Below are 17,354 nucleotides of genomic sequence, written 5' to 3'. Positions count from 1 at the left end.
TAAGTATATAGCAATTCCTAGTTACGTGAAGTACAGAAATAATGTTTTTAAACGCAGAGGAGCGCAGAGTCAAACGCAAAGGTACGCAGAGGCTTACCTAAAAGCTTGAGGCTGTTGTCAAAGAACGGGATCTATTGTTGATTCGTACCGCTTGGTCAGATCAGCATGGGATTGTTCGCAGCAAATCGCTCTTACCGCAGACATTTTTCAGCGCCTTAGAAAATGGTATACAAATCAGCACAGGGACATTTCTGTTTGATACTGGTGATGCAATAGTATTTAACCCGTTTGTTCCTGGCGGTAGTTTAGATATGCCTTTGATGACAGGTGCGCCAAATCTTGTGGCTGTTCCTGTCCCTGATACCTTCAAAATTCTGCCTTGGGCAAAACGTACTGGTTTTATTCTCTGTAACGAGTACTTTCAAAATGGTCAGGTAATGCCCTTTTCCAGTCGCGGTATTTTGCGCCAATCATTGGTAGAGTTACATCAAAGGGGATTGGAGTATATTGTCGGCTTAGAAGTTGAGTGGTATCTGGCAAAATTAGAAGATCCAATGTTAGCGATCGCTAATGTTGGTACTTCTGGAAAACCTGGTGAACCTGCAAAAGTTAGCGCTGTAGAGCATAGTTTCCAATATCTTTTAGAATCCCACAATCCAGAGATTCACGACTTACTGCGCGTTTTAGCAGAAAACTTAACAGAATGAAATTAATCGCTTTTTGCAGTCCGTCGGCGATCGCCCACCAGAAGACTATTTAAAACAGGTGACTAACTGGGAGCAAAGAGAATATTTTGAATTATTTTGAAGTAAATAATTCCTAGAAATGTTGCGCTTTTAAGGATGATTATTAAGATATTTAAGTGAATTTTTTGATAATTACCTGCCCCACCATCCCCAGTCCCCAGTCCCCAGTCCCTTGCTATACTGTTTCACAATTGCGCCCCGTTCATACTTGCTGTAAGAAAAATTATTATATTTTTAACTTTATACAAGCAATGATTATACAAAAGTAAATATTTGTTAAAGGATAAATTAATACTTATTTTGGTAAGTCAAACTTCGCCAATTTCCGAGGTTGAGTTGATGTATAAACTCTTTTTTTGGCAAAGGTATTAGTATGTAATATGTCATATAATACAGGAGATATTTAAGTTCAGTTGTTATAGGAGAAAGATTGTGTCTGAAAACAAACCAGAAAAGTTGAATTCACAAGCAGTACCATTCTTCGCTCGATTCTTAGAAGGGCAAAGCCTTGAAGACCTTTCTGAGGAAGAATCAAAAGCGATTATCGGTGGTAAATGTAATAATGCCACAAACAAGAATAAGGATGAACTTGTAACAACTCTGAAGTCTCCATCCGATCAAGAAGATGGCGTAGTAACTAAGAAGTACCCTTCCGATAGTGATGAGTTGGCTGTTACTCAGAAGCATCCATCAGATGGTGAAGACAGTTCGCCGTCTTCACCTTCAGACTTGGCTTTTACTCTGAAGTATCCTTCAGATAATGAGGACAGTTCGCAGTCTTCACCTTCATAGCTGCATACTTTTGATTACACTAGAGATGCGGTTTTAAAACTATTGTCAGTATAAAAATACAGTTAGTGCCAACTTCGTCTAGGGGTTGGCTTCTCATTAAAATTAAGTTCACTTGTTTAAAATTTTGCTTTCTCAAGAGTTAACAATACTGAAAATGCAAAAACTAATAAAAATATTTTATGCACCTCGAACGTGATGTAGTTTTATTAATCACCCATAGTGGTGATTATTTTACAATAGATAAAGTTGCAGAAGCAGTATCAAAACTAGGTGCACAGCCATTTCGTCTTGATACTGATAAGTTTCCGATCGCACTCCAACTCCAAGCTAATTTAAGTAACTCTGGTAGCAATCATTCACTGATATATAGCGATCGCTCCCTCAACACCGAGCAAGTGCAAGCAGTATGGATGCGGCGTATTTGGCAACCCGATCTTGGTCAAGAATTGGCTCCACAATTTCAAGCAGCCTGTTCTAATGAATCACTCGCAGTCTTAGATGGCTTTTGGGACAGCCTCAGAGATGCTAAGTGGGTGGATGATTTACACCGGATAAGTGCAACTGAAAACAAGTTACGCCAACTGCGGATTGCATCGGAAGTAGGTCTTGTCATACCTCGGACTCTTGTCACCAACAATCCTCAAGAAGCACGAGAATTTTTCCACCAAGTTAAGGGAAAAATGATTGTCAAGCTGCTCAGACCCCTTTCTTCTGGGATGCAAGCCTCTTCTTTTTTCATGTATACCAGCGTCGTTAAAGAAGAAGACTTACTTGATGCTGAAACACTGCGCTATTGTCCAGTTATGTTTCAAGAACAAATTCCTAAACAGCAAGAACTACGAGCAGTATATGTGGATGGCAATCTGTTTGTCGGGGCGCTAGATGCGTCTGAATATGCAGCATCTACCCAGGATTGGCGACGCGAGACAAAAAAGATTCTTACCTGGCAACCACATCAATTACCCGATCGACTAATCCGTTGTTTGGATGCCTTTATGGCTAAGTTTGGACTGGTTTTTGGAGCATTTGATTTAATTAAAACGCCATCTGGAGAATATGTTTTTTTAGAAATTAATCCTACAGGAGAGTGGGGAATGCTGGAGAGAGATTTGGACTATCCAATTGCTTTTGCGATCGCATCTGCACTACTTTCAACAAGCCCGAAGTAAAATGCTCTTACTTAAAAATTCCCAACCAACTGATAACCCATATCTATATCTGTAGCGTACTTCATTCTCCATATTTATAAATGACCGAAAAAGCAAAGGATACAAGCCTTTGAATTTATTTATGGGATTATTAATTTTGAATTTTGAATTTTGAATTTTGAATTCGGAGCGAAGCGACGTGACTATTTTAATCATTACTCACAGCCAAGATAACGAAAGTATTCCTTTAGTTATTCAGGCAATTGAAGCCCAAGGAAAGAAAGCATTTCGTTTTGACACAGACCGATTTCCCACAGAAATGCAGTTAGATATTTACTATGGTAGTAGTCAGCGAGTAATTTTGAGTGTCGATGACCAGACATTAGATTTAAATGAAGTGTCAGCAGTTTGGTATCGGCGCATTGCAATTGGGTCAAAAATTCCCAACTCAATGGACAGGCAACTTAGAGAAGCCTCACTGAAAGAATCTCGCGTCAGCATTGAGGGAATGATTGCTAGTATCAGGGGGTTTCATCTTGACCCTCTGCCAAATATTCGCCGAGCCGAAAATAAGCAACTGCAATTACAAATAGCAAGAGATATCGGTCTAGATACGCCTCGCACTCTGACTACAAATAATCCAATAGCAGTAAAGCTATTTGCCCAAGAGTGTCAGCAGGGAATAATTACCAAAATGCTGTCTTCTTTCGCTATTTATGATGAACAAGGGCGAGAAAAAGTTGTGTTTACAAATCCAATTTCCTCAGAGGATCTAGACAACCTTGATGGCTTACAATACTGCCCAATGACATTTCAAGAAAAGATTCCCAAGGCATTGGAATTGCGGACAATTATTGTCGGTAAACGCGTGCTAACGGCTGCGGTTGATTCTCAAGCTTTGGATAAGGCACGTTACGACTGGCGCAAACAGGGAATCGCCTTACTCGACGCTTGGGAGTCATACACTTTGCCCGAAGATGTCGAAGAGAAATTGCTCAAACTCATGGCAGAATTTGGTTTAAATTATGGGGCGCTTGATATTATTTTGACTCCTGATGGTCGTCATGTATTCCTGGAAGTTAACCCAGTTGGCGAGTTCTTCTGGCTGGAACGCTGTCCTGGTTTACCGATTTCCCAGGCGATCGCTGAGGTTTTAAATAATTCAGCTAGTTGATTACAAATTCTCTTTATAGGATGTCTGAAAAGTTCTTTTATATACATCTAATCCTTGGAGATCCCCCTAAATCCCCCTTAAAAAGGGGGACTTTAAGACTCTTATTCCCCCCTTTTTTAAGGCTACGGTGTACACACAAGTGTTGGTGCAGTGTATCTATCCCGCCTCGGAATAAATTCCGAGTCTCATAACCAAAGTCTTCTAAAAGAAGACTAAACAAGAAATTTAGTTTAGTCCTCTTTTAGAGGACTTTCGCTTATCAGCCCGGAACTTTAGTTCAGGGCGGGACATTTGCTCAGTGTGGGACTTTCACTTGAACAGAAATATTGGGTGGGTAGGATTTTTAGAGATGTGTGTACACCGTAGCTTTTTTAAGGGGGTTAGGGGGGATCGATAAATATTTGATACTTCTCAGACATCCTCTTTAGCTGGCGTTGCGATACCGCGTTTAACTAGACTTGCTTCAAGTTCTTGAATAAATTTTAAGTCTTCCTCCAATAAAGGTTGGCTTTCGCTAGAAGAAAGATTTTTTTCCAGAAAAGCAAATGCTTGCCGAAATTGACGCGGATTTGCTTTAATTAGCGATTCAAAGTGACAGGAAATAATCTGCTGAAAATCCCAACTTGCAACTGTATCAGCCCATTTGAGGACTTGTTTTGGTGCTTGAGGAAAAATGAGGATTTGCAAAATCGGTGCGACAAATGGTCGTCCCTGGCCTCGTAGAGCGTCGAATGCCTGCTTCCAGGTTGCTTGCCAGCGAAAAGGAAATAAACCAAAGTACGTTTTTAGCGATCGCTCTGGTGCTTTGAGAGCATCACGAAACATCTGTCCGATTGAAGCAACTTCCAAAGCACTTGGACGGAAGTAAAGCGCAAACAGTGAAATGCGTTGCCATCCCTTGCGGCGGTTGTCTTCATTGTCCTCGATTGTCTCCGAGGCATTGTCCCTGGCATGAAACAGTAAGGGATAAGGATCTAATTGGAGGATTTCTGGTGGGTCAACTGGCACAGAAAGTATAGAATCAGTTACAAGCAGAGTACGCGATCGCTTGTGAAACAATGCAACTTCTGCAAAAGATCCTCGTCCCAAGTCGATGTCCAATATTGCATAGTCAAACTCCAGAGCAAAGGGAGCAAGGCTTGAGTCCTCTGGGAGTTCTTGAGTTCGTTTTTGGGGAAAACCTAGCCAACTAAGCGGCAGATTGAACGGGAAACTCCACTGGTGCGGGGCAACAAACACTTGTGCTTGAGGAAAGCGACGAGCAAAGGGGCCAACGAAGACTTTATGCTCTAGACCAGAACTGGTTGGCAGTAAGATATACTTAACTTCACCATGCTTTGCTACCAACTCATTAACCAAGCGGACACACTCAGTTGTGGGAGCAACGGGTGCATAAACCAGAAGTCCTCCGGCAAAAAGCTTGACGATAGTCATGCGAATCGGCACGATGGTGTAGAGAATGCCGTGAAGCTGATCGAATGTCCAGATAGTATCCTTAACTATTTCCTGACGAATTGTCCGCCGCCTGCCGTAGGGGTAGAGTGGGACAGCAGCCCAGAATGGCCATGACCAATCCTTGGGGTTGTTCAAAGGAGACATCCCTCGATCTTGTAGTTCAACTCTCGACTTAGATCCAAGTGAATTCATCGTCGTTCCATTGTCCTGGCGTGGGCCAGTTATGAGAGTGCTGTAGTGGCTACAAGATTTGGTATAGCACGCTTGTCGGGCGAGAGCAACTGGCTAGAATCTCCACACAACACTTGTCGGTAATTGAACTATTTTACTGGTATTTAACTGCTTAAATGTTCATCTCATCGTCAGCCTTACCCTGAGAACTCCGATGTTCTAAACTGGAACTACATTGTTAGCGATCGCGGATCGCACAAATCACGTTTAAGGATGGAGCATTTTGGGATTTATATCAAGTCCGGGTAATTCATTGTACCCTTCCCACTCTTCGGACTACAGTTTACACACAAGTCGAATTACCCCCCTTAATCCCCCCTTATAAAGGGGGGAAATAGGAAATTTGGTTCCCTCCCCTTTATACTACGGTGTACACACATCTTGGTAATGAAGCCCGAATCCTGGATTTACCCCCCTTAATCCCCCCTTGCAAAGGGGGGAAATATCCGGTTCTCCCCCTTTGCAAGGGGGAGTTAGAGGGGGTGAAAAGGACTTGTGTGTACACCGTAGCCCCTTTATAAGGGGAGGGTTAGGGTGGGGTAAAACCTTAGTTAATCAACTATTTGAGACTTGTGTGTACACCGTACTACTAGAATTTCGATAGGAGGTAAAAACAATGCTACGAACCATTGAAGGAATTTATAAAAACGGCAAAATCGAACTAGCTGAAAAACCACAAGGCATTACTGAAAGCAAAGTCTTTGTTACTTTCTTAGAAACAAAACCCATGACTTGGCCAGAAACTATTATGCAACATCAAGGTGTAGTAGAAAGTATTATTTTTGAGTCCTATCGAGACAAACTGCTACCACCTAACGAAATCGAGTTTTAATGATGGGTTATTTACTCGCATAATTACGGCGCTTATGTTGCCCACCCCACAAAAATTATATAAATTTTAGATATGCAAACTAGATGTGGTTTAGCTTTTTGTTGTAACATCTAATGTTCGAGAATTTCAAAGAGTAAACGGTTTGCAAATAGAAAATTGGCGTTCTTCTTAAATTACATATCAATGTATTGGAAATGGGGCTTTAGGCTATTAATCGGATTTTTGGGGCTGTGGCTACTGTTGGATCTGGGTTGCCGTTTGGGAGCAGAGATTTTTTGGTTTCGGGAAGTCGGCTATCTGCAAGTATTTTTGTTGAGGCTGCTGACTCGTGGTATTTTGTGGGTAGTCGTGGCTGGGATAACTGCTGCCTATCTACTGTTAAACCTGGCTTTAGCACAACGGCTAAAATATTCCCAGTTAAAGATTGAGCAAGCAGAACTCAACAGTGAATTAACAAATTTTCTCAGTCCTAATTATCCAAGACGCAACGAAACCCGGATACTTACGCCACAACGCCCTCAAGCATTAAAATTGCGCTGGTTATTACCCTTAACTCTGATATTGAGCTTGTTAATTGGGTTAATGTTGGCTCACTATGGTCAAATTGCTCTTTTCTATTGGCATTCTCCAGTTAATCAGGCTATTCTACCCGTTCCCGCTCTATTTCGACCGGAGACAATCTGGCAACTTTTGAAGCAGATTGTCTCTCAAGTTTGGTATCTCGGTTTAATTGGGGGAGTAGCGATCGCCATTTTAATCTATCCGCAATTTTTACTGACTGCGATCGCAATTCTCTCTAGTCCCATTTTTGCCTTCATCATCTTTCGACACTGGCCAAAGGTGCTGGAATATTTGCACCCTACACTTTTCAACAGCACTGAGCCTTTATTTGGTCGAGATATCAGCTTTTACGTATTTTCCTTACCTTTTTGGGAACTGCTAGAACTCTGGCTGATGGGTTTATGTTTGTATGGCTTCGTCGCCGTTACTCTCACTTATCTTTTGTCGGCTGACAGTTTGAGTCAGGGGATTTTCCCTGGTTTTTCACCCCAGCAACAGCGTCATTTATTCGGTATGGGTGGCTTGTTGATGCTGGTAGTGGCTTTTAGTTATTGGCAAAGTCGCTATGAACTGGTGTATTCTAGCCGGGGAGTGAGTTATGGTGCTAGCTATACGGATGTGACAGTCCAGTTGCCAGCTTACACGGTTTTGGGGATTGTGGCAGTAGCGATCGCAACTTACCTCCTTTGGCGAACGTTTTTCTGGAAATCCAAATCTCGGTATCGTCGCTTTTTCTTTTATGGGTTAGGGGTTTATTTAGTATTAGTTGTAGCTGCTGATGTTGTTTTACCTACTGTGGTGCAATATTTAATTGTTCAACCTAATGAGTTGCAACGAGAGCAACCTTACATTCAGCGGACTATTGCCTTAACTCGTCAAGCATTCGATTTAGAGGCGATCGATTCTAGAAGCTTCAACCCGCAAGGAACACTGACTGAAGTTGATATTCAAAAGAATGCCTCGACAATTCGCAATATTCGCCTTTGGGATGAGCGACCACTTTTAGAAACTAATCGTCAACTGCAACAAATTCGCCCGTATTATCGGTTTCCCGATGCCGATATCGATCGATATACTCTCAAAACAGATGAACCTTCACCTCAGCCACCAGAACCTAAGCAAGAAGCAGTTGACTCAACAGAACGGCGGCAAGTATTAATTGCCGCGCGAGAATTAGACTACACTGCCGTACCACAGGAAGCTCAAACATGGGTTAATCGTCATTTAATTTATACCCACGGTTTCGGGTTTACTGTTAGTCCAGTTAATACAGTTGGGCCGGGTGGACTACCAGAATATTTTGTTAAAGATATTAGCGGTAATAGTAGCGCTCTCACAACTTCTAATCAAGCCGTTCGTGAAAGTATTCCGATTGGGCAACCCCGGATTTATTACGGTGAAATTACGAATACTTATGTAATGACTGGCACAAGAGTTAGAGAGCTAGACTATCCTAGCGGTAGTGATAATGTTTACAACTCTTATGAGGGTCTAGGTGGCGTTGAAATCGGTTCAATATGGCGACGGTGGCTATTTGCAATGTATTTGAAAGATTGGCAGATGGTGCTGACGCGGGACTTTTTACCAGATACAAAAGTGCTACTGCGACGAAATGTCAAGCAAAGAATTCAAGCGATCGCACCCTTCCTCAAATTTGACAGCGATCCTTATTTAGTCGCTGCTGCTGCTAATCAAGATTTCCCCAGTAATCCCAGTTATCTTTATTGGATTGTTGATGCTTACACAACCAGCGATCGCTATCCCTATTCAGACACGGGTAGCGATGGTATCAATTACATTCGCAATTCTATCAAAGTAGCGATCGATGCCTATCACGGCACTGTAAAGTTTTATATTGCCGATCGAAGCGATCCAATCATTGCCACTTGGTCAGCGATATTTCCCAATATGTTCAAACCGCTCAGTACAATGCCAGTTAATCTCCGCAGTCATACCCGATATCCAGAGGACTTTTTCAAAATTCAATCTGAGCGGTTGATGACTTACCACATGACCGACCCCCAAGTATTTTACAACCGGGAAGACCAGTGGCAGATTCCGAATGAAATCTATGGTAGCGAACCCCGTCCGGTAGAGCCGTATTATTTGATTACTAGTTTACCCACCGGAGACTTTGTTGGCGAAGCCTCTGGTAGAGAAGAATTTCTTCTGTTTTTACCTTATACTCCCAAACAGCGGACTAATTTAATCGCTTGGTTAGCGGCGCGATCGGATGGCAAAAACTACGGTAAGCTGCTGCTATACGTCTTTCCTAAAGAACGCCTGATTTACGGAACAGAGCAAATCGAGGCGCGGATTAACCAAGATCCAGTAATTTCTCAGCAAATTTCCTTATGGAATCGCCAGGGTTCGAGAGCGATTCAAGGTAATCTACTAGTAATTCCCATTCAGCAATCGCTGCTGTATGTCGAGCCAATCTATATAGAAGCCACACAGAATAGTCTGCCAACCTTGGTACGAGTAGTAGTAGCTTACGAAAACCGGATTGTCATGGCGCAAACCTTAGAACAAGCATTGCAGGGAATCTTTAAACCAGAAGTGACACCAGCCCCAGCGATTATCCGTCCCTTTGAAGAAGCAGCCCCGCCAGGTTAAGTAGGGGCGCAAGGACTTGCGCCCCTACAAATCTATAAATAATTTGGGATAATTTATTTTTTAGAAAAGAATGCAACAAATAGACCATTTGTAGAGACATTGTAGAGACGCGATTCATGAGCCAGCGCGTTGCGGGGGTTCCCACGGCAGTCGCTCATGGGGGGAACCCCCAAGACCGCGCTGCCTTCCCGTTGTAGCGACTGGCGTCGCGTCTTTACCCAAGGATGTGTTGCAATCATTAATTGAATTGGTATACATATCAGGCGATTTTTTGTATCCCTTGATTCGTGCGATCGCAACTAATGGTTATCACTGGCGATTGCTACGTGATTTTTCATTGAGTACAAAAGTCTACTGAAAGTAGAAAAGTTCTTCGCAGTCTTTGCAATTGCCCTGGAAAGGTAGATTATTAATTAACTTTTAATATAAAAGGAGTTAAAAAAGCGCATTTTTTTAACTCTAAGTTCCCTATTTTATTTCAGTTTTTTCATTTGAAAACTTTCCTTTCAAAATTGCAGTGACTTTTTTACATACCCCCAAACTCCTTTTCAAAAGCTGCACATAAGATTCAAATTACCGTGTAATAACCTGATAATCAAGGGGTGATAGAAAACATCCTACTTTTCCTACTTTTCCCACCTTTCTTGCTTTTTATCTATACATAGGCAATTTCCAATCAGATATGAAGATGAAAAGGAATATTAAAATTATCTTATGAAATATTTATTATGGGATATTTATAATACAGTGATCAGCTAGAAAATTTATTATGTCTTTTTTAAATCGGAAAAGTAAATTTTTCAGTAAGTTTAATCGCCGAGATTTAAAGACTAGCTTGATTATATCTAGCATATTTTTATTTTTAGGAACTGCTGGTGGTGTGGTGCAAGTTAAAACAGCACAGAAGTCAGGGTTCACATTACAACTTTTACATACTTCCGACCAAGAAGCAGGTGTCCCGGCGCTGAAGGATGCACCGAACTTTTCGGCGGTGTTGAATGCACTGAAAAATCAGGATGCTAATCGCGACGGTAAGCCTGATTATCCTAATACCTTAATTCTTTCATCTGGAGATGCTTATATTCCCAGTCCCTTTTTATTTGCCAGTGACACAGCTTTTGGTGGACAGGGGCGGGGAGATATTTTAATTTTAAATGCTCTTGGGTTTGGTGCGATCGCCTTTGGCAATCACGAATTTGATTTAGGTACGGGTGTTGTCGCTGACTTGCTGCGTGCTAAAGAAGATTACCCAGGTACAAAATTTCCCTATCTCAGCGCAAATCTAGACTTCAGCACTGATAAAGACCTGGCAAAATTAGTTACTGCTGATGCGCAAGAGGCAAATAAAATTCCGAATAAAATTGCCCGTAGCACCATTATTACTGTCAATGGTGAAAAAATTGCTGTAGTTGGGGCAACAACTCCCACACTGCGGACTATTTCTTCTCCCGGTGGTGTGACTGTCTTGCCTAAAAAATTTAATGACCGCGATGCCGCAGATATCGCTGCCTTAGCTGCTGAAATTCAAACTTCTGTTGATACATTGCTGACAAAAAATCCAGAGATTAATAAGGTCATTTTGTTGGCACACATGCAGCAAATTGTGATTGAACAAAAGCTAGCAAAATTACTTAAGGGAGTAGACATTATTGTTGCTGGTGGTTCCAATACCTTACTAGCCGACAAAACAGACCGTCTGCGAGTGGGTGATAAATCTGCTGGAACTTATCCAATCATCAAAAAAGCCGCAGATGGTAATCCGATAGCTGTAGTTAATACCGATGGTAACTATCGCTATGTCGGTCGTCTAGTAGTTAACTTTGATGCCAAGGGAGTAATTATTCCTAAAAGTATTGACCCCAAAATTAGTGGTGCTTATGCGACTGATTCCCAAGGGGTAGCAGCTGTAGGCGGGAAACCCGATGCTAAAATTGTTGCGATTACAGAAGCGCTCAAAAAAGTGATTATTGCCCAAGATGGTCAGATTTTTGGGAAAACCAACGTTTTCCTCAACGGCTGGCGGGGTGATGTCCGCACCCAAGAAACCAATTTAGGGAATTTGACAGCTGAAGCTAATTTAGCGATCGCAAAGAGATACGATCCTAAAACTGTCATTTCCATTAAAAATGGTGGCGGTATCCGTGACAATATTGGTACATATACCTTTCCCCCAGGTTCGACTCGCTCGCGGGATGTTATCAAACTGCCACCCCAAGCAAATCCTGTGGCAGGTAAGAAAGAAAAGGAAATTTCCCAACTTGATATCACCAATGCTTTACGGTTCAACAATGGCTTGACTTTAGTGACTTTGAATGATAAGGAACTACTAGTAATAATTGAACACAGTGTAGCAGGCATCGCAACAGGTGCTACCCCTGGCAGTTTTCCCCAAATAGCGGGATTAGCCTTTAGCTTTGATCCAGATTTGCCAGCAGGTAAGCGTGTTAAATCCCTAGCTATCAAAGATGGAAAAGGCAAAATTATTGATGTAGTGGTGAAAAATGCAGAGTTAGTGGGTGACTCTAATCGCATCTTCCGCGCTGTCACCTTAAACTTCCTCGCAAATGGTGGTGATGGTTATCCTTTTCCTAAAAGAGAACGAGTTGATTTGATATCAAAAGATGCTAAACGTACAGGTTTAGCTACCTTTGCTGCTGATGGTTCTGAACAAGATGCATTAGCAGAATATCTGGCTGCTAACTTTAAACAGATTCCATTTGCTCAGAAGGATGTACCAGCTACCGAAGATACTCGCATTCAAAATCTGAAGCTGCGTAAAGATGTGGTATTTTGAATCAATGGTTAGAATTCCAGTAATTGATTTCACTAATTTTACTAAGGGCAACGCAATAAATCGGCAAGCTGTCATCAAACAAATTTATGAGGCTTGTCATGAAATTGGCTTCATGTACTTGCAAAATTCGGGAATATCAAAAGACCTAATCGAGAAAGTATTCACTCACAGCAAATCTTTTTTCAATTTAACTTTAGAAGTTAAGCAAAAACAAGCTTGGAGTGATGAATTTAGTAATATGGGTTACGTTGGGATTGAAAGAGAACGTCTTAACCCCAATCAACCAGGCGATTTAAAAGAAGCATTTAATGTCAACAAACAAGCGCTAGGGATAGATGCTTCTCTTGTCACCTTCTACGCTGGTTGTACAGAACTTGCTAATACGATATTACAAGCTTATGCGTTGGCATTGGAATTGCCAGAAGATTTTTTTACTATCAGACATAATCAACAAAATCATACCTTGCGACTATTACACTATCCGCCATTGCAGACACCACCTAAACCCGGACAGGTACGTGCTGGCGAGCATTCCGATTATGGCAGTATTACCTTACTTTTCCAAGATGAGGTTGGCGGGTTAGAAGTACAGACAGTATCTAAAGAGTGGATTGTTGCGCCTGCAATTCCTGATACTGTAATAGTCAATACTGGCGATTTAATGCAACGGTGGACAAATCATCAATTTTGCTCAACTAAGCATCGAGTGATGATTCCCACTGATAAAAGAGTGAATCAGTCGCGGTATTCTATGGCTTTTTTCTGTCATCCTAATGATGATACAGAAATTAGTTCTTTGGAGAGTTGCCAGAAAGAACAATCGCCTATCTATCCGCCTATCCTGGCGGGAGAATATCTTTTACAACGTTTACAAGCAACTTATGGTAATTCGTAATTAAGAAAGTAGGCCTCTTGCATAAGTTGAATAGACCCCCCTTTATTCCCCTTTCAAAGGCAGGTTTTTAAGCTTTCGATAAATAGTTGAGAATGTTCTCAATTATTGAACGTAGTTTTAAGTTCTCATATCATGTCCGCCAAATTACCCATAATAAAAGAACCCCACCCCCAACCCCTCTACGGTGTACACACAAGTGTTGGTGCAGTGTATCTATCCCGCCTCGGAATAAATTCCGAGTCTCATAACCAAAGTCTTCTAAAAGAAGACTAAACAAGAAATTTAGTTTAGTCCTCTTTTAGAGGACTTTCGCTTATCAGCCCGGAACTAAAGTTCCGGGCGGGATATTTGCTCAGTGTAGGACTTTCATTTGAACAGAAATATTGGGTGAGTAGGATTTTTAGAGATGTGTGTACACCGCGCCTTCACGTTTGAGTATTTCGCGCACTCTGGATCGAATTTTGCCTTCACGTTTGAGTGTTTCGCGCACTCTAGATCGAATTCCGTCTTCCCTGGATCGAATTTTGCCTTCACGTTTGAGTGTTTCGCGCACTCTGGATCGAATTCCGCCTTCACGTTATCAGAAGTCGCCGGAAATTACTTAAATTTTAGGTTTTTAAATAAAAACCAATAATTTTACGTATGACAACTTTTGAAACAATTGTCCATTATTGAGTTATGGTAAATTTGAAAAATAAGTAACAATTATGGCAAGACCAAAACGTAATTCACGTATTCTTGGTAAAGCTGAAACACGTCTAGCAAGCGTTAAATCTATCAATTCAAGTCTAGATGTCGGAGAGGGATTGTCAGTCAAAGATTATACTGGAAAAATCGAAAGCCTGCGACAATCTCTAGAAGCATACAATACTACCCTCTCCACTATTGATGTCTTGCTAACCCAGATCCTTGAAAATGAGCAAGATTTAGCAGATTATTCTGAGCAAATTTTGCGTGGTATTGCTTATAAATTTGGTAAGAATAGCTATGAATATCAGATGGCTGGAGGTATTCGTAAAAGCGATCGCAAGCGTAATGTGCGTAAAAACGTGGTTTCAGCTGTCGGCGAACCCGCACCTACTGCTTTGTAAAGGATTACCAAGAAATAAATTATCCACTCTTGTGGGGTGGACATCTTGTCCGCCCTATGAACTGGGCGGGCGAGACGCCCACCCCACAATAAAAGTTGTATATTTTTTTATTTATCAGTCCCTAAATCGAATAGAAAAGAGACGTTGCATTGCAACGTCTCGACATTTAGGTTAGTGGATAAGAATCTGGCGGATTAAAATGCTCATCACCTTATCTGGATTCTCGGTGGGTACTAATGGACTCCAGTCTCCAACGCTGGCATAACCAATTACTTGTAAATAGTGGATGGTGCTGGTAACGGCTTTGGCAGAACCAATCAATGTATGTTTTATCGGTTCTCGCCGGGGTAATGGTTGTTGGGTTGGTTGATGGCTGGTGGATGTATCGAAATTTTCCCCAGACAAAAACTGTTTTAACTTGGACTGGGCAGATTCTGGTAATTGTGACATGATGATATTCATACTCCGATATTGGGGTTTATATAAAGGCGATCGCTGTCTTCTTTGCGGGATTTGGCGATCGCCTTTATCGATCTTGGGGTTTAGATAGGGGCGATGTCTACGACGGGCTATGCCTACGCTGTCTTCTTTGCGGGATTTAGCGATCGCCTCGATCGTATTCTGATATTAATGTATAATTTTATACTTATTAAGCAGTAATTGAAAAATTTTTATTAGTAATTATCGAGTTTTAACGAAAATAAATTATGCATAATTTTAGTAATATTAGTTACTGAAATATCTATAGAACTGAGTACAAATTATTGTTTTAGGGACTGACAAATAAAAAAACATACAATTTTTCTTGTGGGGTGGACATCTTGTCCGCCCCAAGCCTTGGGCGGGCGAGACGCCCACCCCACAAGATTGGATAATTTATTTCTTGGTAATCTTCAAGAGATTGATGAATTACTATTACTATCTTCTCTTTGAGACGCTCCGCGAACGTCATTATCAATTACGAATTACCTTAAGCTATTTATAATTTGCAAAATATGAAAACCTACGACTGGATTGTGGTTGGTGGCGGAATTACGGGTGCTACACTCTCTTACGAACTAGCGAAAAAAGGTTTTGCTGTACTTTTGCTAGAACAAAATGTTACACCACAAAATGCAACTCGTTATAGTTATGGTGGGCTTGCCTATTGGTCTGGTAGTACACCACTAACTCGGCGATTGTGCGAAGAAGCGATCGCACGTTACCATATCCTATCTCAAGAGTTAGACGCTGATATTCAATTTCGAGAATTAGATTTATTACTGACTGTTTCAGCCGATAACGACCCAGAAGCAACTGCGGCATCATATAATGATTGTGCTATTCCACCCCATTTACTCGATATTCAAGAAGCTTGTGAGTTGGAACCGCAGCTAAATCGAGAGGCGATATCTGGGGCTTTAACTGTCAAACACGGTCATATTAACCCAGAAAAAACGGCACAAGCTTACATCCAAGCTTTTGAGCGGGCTGGGGGTGAAATGCAGATTACTCAAGTATTGCAAATATTGCAAGATGGCGTACAAACCACCACTGCAACTTTTCACAGCGCTAACGTTGTCGTTTGTGCGGGTGGACTCAGCCGCCAGCTTCTCAAATCTGCTGGTGTTTCCATCAAGCTGTATTTTACCCATGAAGAAATCATTGAAACCCCACCCGTTGATGTCAGGTTACGCACCTTAGTTATGCCAGCGAATCAGCAACGGTTTCAACTAGAAGCTGAATCTACTCAAGTTGATGAATTATGGGATGAACTTGGTAATGATTTAGTAGCACCGATTTTAGATGTGGGTGCGATTCAGTTTCAAGATGGTAGTATCCGCATCGGTCAAATTAGCCGTGCGATCGCAGATCCTCATGCCAAGGTAAACTCAGACGTAAGCGAAAAATGGTTGCGAAAAGGTGCTGGTCAAATTTTACCAGCATTAGAGCATTTACCAGGGACTTGGTATCACTGCTTAGTGGCATTTAGTAGCAATCAACTTCCCTTAATTGGTGCTATCCCAGGATTTGAAGGCGTTCATGTTTTCTCTGGATTTAGCAATCCCCTAGTACTTATACCACCTTTGGCAAAGCGCTTTGCTAATTTTGCAACTGGCAAAGAAGATGAAATTATTACACAAATGCTAATCTAAAAGCCCTAAAACCCTTTTCAAACCTCGTTTCCAGCCTCTGGCTGGAAATGCACTTCAATTGCGGCGGCTGTGCCGCAAGTCTTGAGGCGGAGCCTCTAGGAAGGCAGGCATTCCCAGTCGGAGACTGGGAACAAGACAACTGGAAGTCCCTAAAAGCCCCGCAGTGAAAAACACAAATATTACTGATGCTGACACATTAAGCGCTGCACTGATTTTAATTCAATCTCAAACTTGGTTAATTGACAATAGTGCATCTTGTCTGTCTAAATAAATAACTAGAGTTCGCTTAATTTTCAGTAGAGGAACAGCAGCAATGTCTTCCATTGAGAACAACAAAATCATTGCTCAACGATGGATGGAACTTATTAGCGAGCATAAAATCGAAGAAATTTGCGAGATAACTGCCCCAAATTGGAAAATGCACGGTAGTTTACCAGGACTTCCCCTCGGCCCTGAAGGGGTACGCAAACTCTTTGGTTCATTTGGCTCTATCGAGCAGAAATGGACAATCGAAGACGTAATTGCTGAAGGTGATAAAGTTGTTGTGCGTGCGACTAATACCTGCATCCAAGAGAGTTTTTTTGGCATACCAAGTCGCGGCCGTCAACAGACATTCACTGCTACGTTCATTCATTATATTGTTGATGGTAAGATCGTCGAAACCTGGCGAAACGCTGACGACCTTGGACGAGTTCTTCAGCTTGGCGCACGAATTGAACCAGGAATATCTGAGTAATAGCAGTAGTTGATTAAAACTATTGTTGTGTTAACCAGCTACCTGTTCAGCACAGACCAAAATTTTGAAAACAGATAAGTAGGTAAACATAATTAAATATAAAATAAACTCCTAGTTTGTAGTGAGCGATAATATCATGTCCGCTTGA

The 17,354-nt window shown here is 41.6% G+C and carries 13 protein-coding genes; 11 read left to right on the top strand and 2 right to left on the bottom strand.

Annotation, left to right across the window (positions count from 1 at the left end):
- Positions 1-134: 134 nt before the first annotated feature.
- The 4 genes from RMY64_RS21435 to RMY64_RS21420 all read left to right on the top strand — a co-directional run bounded on the left by RMY64_RS21435 (position 135) and on the right by RMY64_RS21420 (position 3,860).
- Positions 135-707, top strand: coding sequence for a hypothetical protein (locus tag RMY64_RS21435; RefSeq protein WP_322701040.1), 573 nt, complete (start codon positions 135-137; stop codon positions 705-707).
- Positions 708-1,178: 471 nt separating this feature from the next.
- On the top strand, positions 1,179-1,538 hold the full coding sequence (locus RMY64_RS21430; RefSeq protein ID WP_322701039.1) for a microviridin/marinostatin family tricyclic proteinase inhibitor: 360 nt from the start codon (positions 1,179-1,181) through the stop codon (positions 1,536-1,538).
- A 179-nt stretch (positions 1,539-1,717) separates the two neighbouring features.
- Positions 1,718-2,707: an MvdC family ATP-grasp ribosomal peptide maturase gene (locus RMY64_RS21425; protein WP_322701038.1), complete on the top strand. Its 990-nt coding sequence runs from the start codon at positions 1,718-1,720 to the stop codon at positions 2,705-2,707.
- A gap of 178 nt (positions 2,708-2,885) precedes the next feature.
- Positions 2,886-3,860 (top strand): MvdD family ATP-grasp ribosomal peptide maturase, encoded by a 975-nt coding sequence (locus RMY64_RS21420; protein ID WP_322701037.1) that lies wholly within the window; start codon positions 2,886-2,888, stop codon positions 3,858-3,860.
- A 411-nt stretch (positions 3,861-4,271) separates the two neighbouring features.
- On the opposite strand, the gene RMY64_RS21415 is transcribed toward RMY64_RS21420, so the two are convergent.
- The gene (locus RMY64_RS21415) at positions 4,272-5,507 is read right to left on the bottom strand and encodes a DUF4336 domain-containing protein (protein WP_322701036.1); all 1,236 of its coding nucleotides are present in this window, start codon (positions 5,505-5,507) and stop codon (positions 4,272-4,274) included.
- Between the two features lie 655 nt (positions 5,508-6,162).
- Between RMY64_RS21415 and RMY64_RS21410 the strand changes: the two genes are divergently transcribed.
- The 5 genes from RMY64_RS21410 to RMY64_RS21390 all read left to right on the top strand — a co-directional run bounded on the left by RMY64_RS21410 (position 6,163) and on the right by RMY64_RS21390 (position 14,335).
- The gene (locus RMY64_RS21410) at positions 6,163-6,378 is read left to right on the top strand and encodes a hypothetical protein (protein WP_322701035.1); all 216 of its coding nucleotides are present in this window, start codon (positions 6,163-6,165) and stop codon (positions 6,376-6,378) included.
- 183 nt (positions 6,379-6,561) lie between these two features.
- Entirely contained in the window at positions 6,562-9,555 is a 2,994-nt protein-coding gene (locus RMY64_RS21405; RefSeq protein WP_322701034.1) for a UPF0182 family protein, read from the top strand.
- A gap of 769 nt (positions 9,556-10,324) precedes the next feature.
- On the top strand, positions 10,325-12,349 hold the full coding sequence (locus tag RMY64_RS21400; protein WP_322701033.1) for a bifunctional metallophosphatase/5'-nucleotidase: 2,025 nt from the start codon (positions 10,325-10,327) through the stop codon (positions 12,347-12,349).
- 4 nt (positions 12,350-12,353) lie between these two features.
- Positions 12,354-13,244 carry an isopenicillin N synthase family dioxygenase gene (locus tag RMY64_RS21395; RefSeq protein ID WP_322701032.1) on the top strand — a complete coding sequence of 297 codons (891 nt, stop codon included), beginning with the start codon at positions 12,354-12,356 and terminating at the stop codon, positions 13,242-13,244.
- Between the two features lie 707 nt (positions 13,245-13,951).
- Complete coding sequence (locus RMY64_RS21390; RefSeq protein WP_289799826.1) at positions 13,952-14,335, top strand: hypothetical protein; 384 nt, start codon at positions 13,952-13,954, stop codon at positions 14,333-14,335.
- 171 nt (positions 14,336-14,506) lie between these two features.
- Here the strand turns inward: RMY64_RS21390 and RMY64_RS21385 are convergent, their stop codons facing one another.
- Positions 14,507-14,785: a hypothetical protein gene (locus RMY64_RS21385; RefSeq protein WP_322691158.1), complete on the bottom strand. Its 279-nt coding sequence runs from the start codon at positions 14,783-14,785 to the stop codon at positions 14,507-14,509.
- 545 nt (positions 14,786-15,330) lie between these two features.
- Between RMY64_RS21385 and RMY64_RS21380 the strand changes: the two genes are divergently transcribed.
- Both RMY64_RS21380 and RMY64_RS21375 read left to right on the top strand, forming a co-directional pair.
- Positions 15,331-16,470, top strand: a complete 1,140-nt coding sequence (locus tag RMY64_RS21380; protein WP_322701031.1) for an FAD-binding oxidoreductase — start codon at positions 15,331-15,333, stop codon at positions 16,468-16,470.
- Positions 16,471-16,783: 313 nt separating this feature from the next.
- Complete coding sequence (locus RMY64_RS21375) at positions 16,784-17,206, top strand: ester cyclase (RefSeq protein WP_322701030.1); 423 nt, start codon at positions 16,784-16,786, stop codon at positions 17,204-17,206.
- The last annotated feature ends 148 nt before the right edge of the window (positions 17,207-17,354 follow it).

It is taken from the genome of Nostoc sp. DedQUE08 (assembly GCF_034530895.1).
GTDB lineage: Bacteria > Cyanobacteriota > Cyanobacteriia > Cyanobacteriales > Nostocaceae > Nostoc.
Note: the sequence above shows the minus strand (reverse complement) of the source record. Positions and strands in the feature narration are given on the sequence as shown.

Coding starts and splice junctions, on each gene's coding strand:
- RMY64_RS21425 (WP_322701038.1), top strand. CDS start 1,718: ATGCACCTCGAACGTGATGTAGTTTTATTAATCACCCATAGTGGTGAT.
- RMY64_RS21415 (WP_322701036.1), bottom strand. CDS start 5,507: ATGAATTCACTTGGATCTAAGTCGAGAGTTGAACTACAAGATCGAGGG.
- RMY64_RS21410 (WP_322701035.1), top strand. CDS start 6,163: ATGCTACGAACCATTGAAGGAATTTATAAAAACGGCAAAATCGAACTA.
- RMY64_RS21405 (WP_322701034.1), top strand. CDS start 6,562: ATGTATTGGAAATGGGGCTTTAGGCTATTAATCGGATTTTTGGGGCTG.
- RMY64_RS21400 (WP_322701033.1), top strand. CDS start 10,325: ATGTCTTTTTTAAATCGGAAAAGTAAATTTTTCAGTAAGTTTAATCGC.
- RMY64_RS21395 (WP_322701032.1), top strand. CDS start 12,354: ATGGTTAGAATTCCAGTAATTGATTTCACTAATTTTACTAAGGGCAAC.
- RMY64_RS21390 (WP_289799826.1), top strand. CDS start 13,952: ATGGCAAGACCAAAACGTAATTCACGTATTCTTGGTAAAGCTGAAACA.
- RMY64_RS21385 (WP_322691158.1), bottom strand. CDS start 14,785: ATGTCACAATTACCAGAATCTGCCCAGTCCAAGTTAAAACAGTTTTTG.
- RMY64_RS21380 (WP_322701031.1), top strand. CDS start 15,331: ATGAAAACCTACGACTGGATTGTGGTTGGTGGCGGAATTACGGGTGCT.
- RMY64_RS21375 (WP_322701030.1), top strand. CDS start 16,784: ATGTCTTCCATTGAGAACAACAAAATCATTGCTCAACGATGGATGGAA.